Consider the following 3,544-nt stretch of genomic DNA (forward strand, 5'->3'; position numbering starts at 1 on the left):
GGCGGTGTCCACCTTGCGGGCGGGGCGGGCCGAGGCCGAGGCCGTGTTGACGGCCGTCGCGGAGCTGTATGTGCGGGGCGCGGGCGTCGACTGGTCCGGTGTGTTCGCGGGGACCGGTGCCCGCCGGGTCGAGCTGCCGACGTACGCGTTCCAGCGCGAACGGTACTGGCTGGACAACCCGCGCCCGGCGATCGACACCAGCGGGCTGGGGCTCGGCGCGGCCGGGCACCCCATGCTGGGCGCCACCGTACGGCTGGCGGACTCGGACACTACGGTCCTGCAATCGCGGCTGTCCGTGGCGACTCACCCCTGGCTCGCGGACCACGTGGTCGGCAGCTCCATCGTGGTGCCGGGCACCGCCTACGTCGAACTCGCCGTGCAGGCGGGCGACCAGGCCGGGTGCGACCGGGTCGAGGAGCTGACCCTGCGGTCCCCGATGATGGTGCCGCGCGACGGCGCGGTCCAGGTGCAGATCGCCATCGAGCCCGCGGAAGGCGAAGGCCCGCGGACCGTGCGGATCCACTCCCGCACCGAGGGCGCTCCGGCCGACCGGCCGTGGACCCTCAACGCCACCGGCACCCTGACCGCCGATCAGCCCGCCGCCGACTGGGATCTGCGGGCCTGGCCGCCCGCTGGTGCGGAGCCGATGCCGGTCGACGGGCTCTACGAGCGGCTGGCGGGGACAGGTATGGCCTACGGCCCGGTGTTCCGGGGGCTGCGGGAGGTCTGGCGGCTGGGCGACGACCTGTTCGTGACGGCCGCCCTGCCCGAGGAAGCCAAGGCGGACGCGACCGGCTTCGGGCTGCACCCCGCGCTGCTGGACTCCGTCCTGCACGCCCTCGGAGTCGACTACCCGGCACCGACACCGGACGAAACTGACGGCCCTGGCAAGGCGTTGCTGCCGTTCCTGTGGTCCGGCGTATCGCTGTCGGCCGTCGGCGCACCCGAGGTGCGGGCACAGCTGTCCGTCCGCGCACCGGGTGAGGTCGGACTGCGCGTCGCCGACACGTCCGGTGAGCCCGTCGCCGAGGTCGACGCCCTCGTACTGCGGCCCGTTTCGGCCACCGACACGGCCGCCGCGGCTCCGGCCGTCGACAGCCTGTTCCGGCTCGGCTGGATCCCCGCCCCCGGCCCCGCAGCCGAACCCGGGGAGCCGGAGGCCTGGACCGTCCTGGGCGACGCGCGGCCATGGCAGGACGCCGGGATCCCGGTGACCGGCCGCGCGGACCTCGCCGAACTCGTCACCGCCCTGGACGGCGGCGCCGACGTTCCCGGCACCGTTCTGCTCCCGGTCACGCGGGCCAGCGGTGCCGGTGCCGAGGCCCGGGTGACCGAGGCCGTGAGCGGCGTGCTCCGCGTCGTACGGGAGTGGCTGGCCGAGCCGCGTCTGGCCACGTCCCGCCTCGCCGTGCTCACCTCGGGCGCCGTCGTCGAGGCCGACGATCTCGCCGGCGCCGGGGTATGGGGCCTGGTGCGCTCGGCGATCACCGAGAACCCGGGCCGGTTCGTCCTGGCGGACACCGACGGCGAGCAGGCTTCGTACGAGGCGCTGGCCACGAGCCTGACCGATCTCGCCGAGGCGGGCGAGAGCCAACTCGCGGTGCGGGGCGGCCAGGTGCTGCTGCCCCGCGTCGCCCGGATGACCGGGCCCGCGGAGGCCTCGCCCGCATGGCGGGCGGGGGGCACGGTCCTGGTGACCGGTGGCACCGGCGGCCTCGGCGCGCTGGTGGCGCGCCATCTCGCCACCATGCACGGAGTACGGAACCTCCTGCTGCTGTCCCGCCGCGGACCCGACGCCCCCGGCGCGCGGGAACTCCGGCAGGAGCTGGCGGACCTCGGCGCCCGGGCCACGATCGCCGCGTGCGACGTGGCCGATCGCGAGGCGCTGGCCCGGGCACTGGCCGCGATTCCCGAGGACGCGCCGCTCAGCGGCGTGGTGCACACCGCCGGTCTGCTGGACGACGGAGTCATCACCGACCTGACCCCGCAGCGGCTGGCGCGCGTCCTGGCGGCGAAGGCCGAATCGGCCCTGCACCTGCACGAACTGACCCGTGACCGCGAGCTGGACGCGTTCGTCCTCTTCTCCTCGATCTCGGGGATCGTCGGTTCGTCCGGCCAGTCGGCGTACGCGGCGGGCAACGCCGTGCTCGACGCTCTCGCCACGTCCCGGCGGGCCCTGGGCCTGCCGGGCGTGTCGCTGGCGTGGGGCATGTGGGAACACGCCGACGGCATGGGTGGCCGCCTCCGCCACGCCGACATGGCCCGCATGCGCAGGCAGGGCTTCCCCGCCCTCGCCACCGACGACGCGCTCGCACGGCTGGACCTCGCGGCAGGGTCCGGCGAAGCCCTCGTACTGCCCGTCACACTCGACATCACCGCTCTCGCCGCCCGTCGGGACAGCCTGCCCAGCGTGCTGTTCGGGCTCGTCCCGGCCACCCGGCGGCGGCGCGTCGCCGGACAGGCCGCCGAGGGCGACCAGAGCGCGCTGGCACGCAGGCTGCGCGGCCTGCCCGCCGCTGAACAGGACCGGGAGCTGCTTGCGCTGGTGCAGTCGCAGGTCGCGGCGGTATTGGGGCACTCAGCGGCCACCTCGGTCGACCCGGCCAGGGCGTTCACCGACCTCGGTTTCGACTCGCTGACCGCGGTGGACCTGCGCAACCACCTCAACACCGCGAGCGGGCTGCGGCTGCCCGCGACCCTGGTGTTCGACCACCCCAGCCCCGCCGCGCTCGCCGCCTACCTCCGCGAGCAGCTGCTGGGCGCGGAAGCGGAGCGGGAGCAGGAGAAGACCGCGGCGGCCGCCGTACGGAGCCGGGGCGCGGCCGACGAGCCCATCGCGATCGTCGGCATCGGCTGCCGCTACCCGGGCGGAGTGACCTCGCCCGAGTCGCTGTGGGAGCTCGTGACCTCCGGCGGGGACGGCATCACCCCCTTCCCGGGCAACCGCGACTGGGACATCGAGCGGCTCTACGACCTCGACCCGGACCATGCCGGTACCTCCTACGTCCGCGAAGGCGGGTTCCTGCACGACGCCGCCGACTTCGACGCCGAGCTGTTCGGGATCTCGCCCCGTGAGGCCCTGGCCATGGACCCGCAGCAGCGGCTGCTGCTGGAGACCTCCTGGGAGGCGCTGGAGCGCGCCGGAATCGACCCGCACTCGCTGCGCTCCACGGCCACCGGCGTATTCGCGGGACTGATGTACCACGACTACGCGTCGCGGGTGCACGCCGTACCGGACGAGGTCGAGGGCTTCCTCGGCAACGGCAACGCGGGCAGCGTCTTCTCCGGCCGCATCTCCTACGTCTTCGGCTTCGAGGGTCCCGCGGTCACCGTGGACACCGCGTGCTCGTCGTCCCTGGTCTCGCTCCACCTGGCCTGCCAGGCGCTGCGGGCGGGGGAGTGCGACACGGCCCTGGCAGGTGGCGTCACGGTGATGGCCACCCCTGCCACGTTCGTCGAGTTCTCCCGGCAGCGCGGCCTGGCCGCCGACGGCCGGTGCAAGTCCTTCGCCGAGGCGGCGGATGGCACCGGCTGGGCCGAGGGT

Annotated in this window: 1 protein-coding gene; it reads left to right on the top strand. The window is 74.7% G+C overall.

Translation table 11 applies throughout. From position 1 onward, the window contains the following. Positions 1-3,544 (top strand): type I polyketide synthase (locus LCH29_RS43630; protein WP_446467231.1); only part of this gene is annotated, 3,544 nt, incomplete at both ends.

The sequence above is a fragment of the Streptomyces sp. BRA346 genome (genome assembly GCF_052851135.1).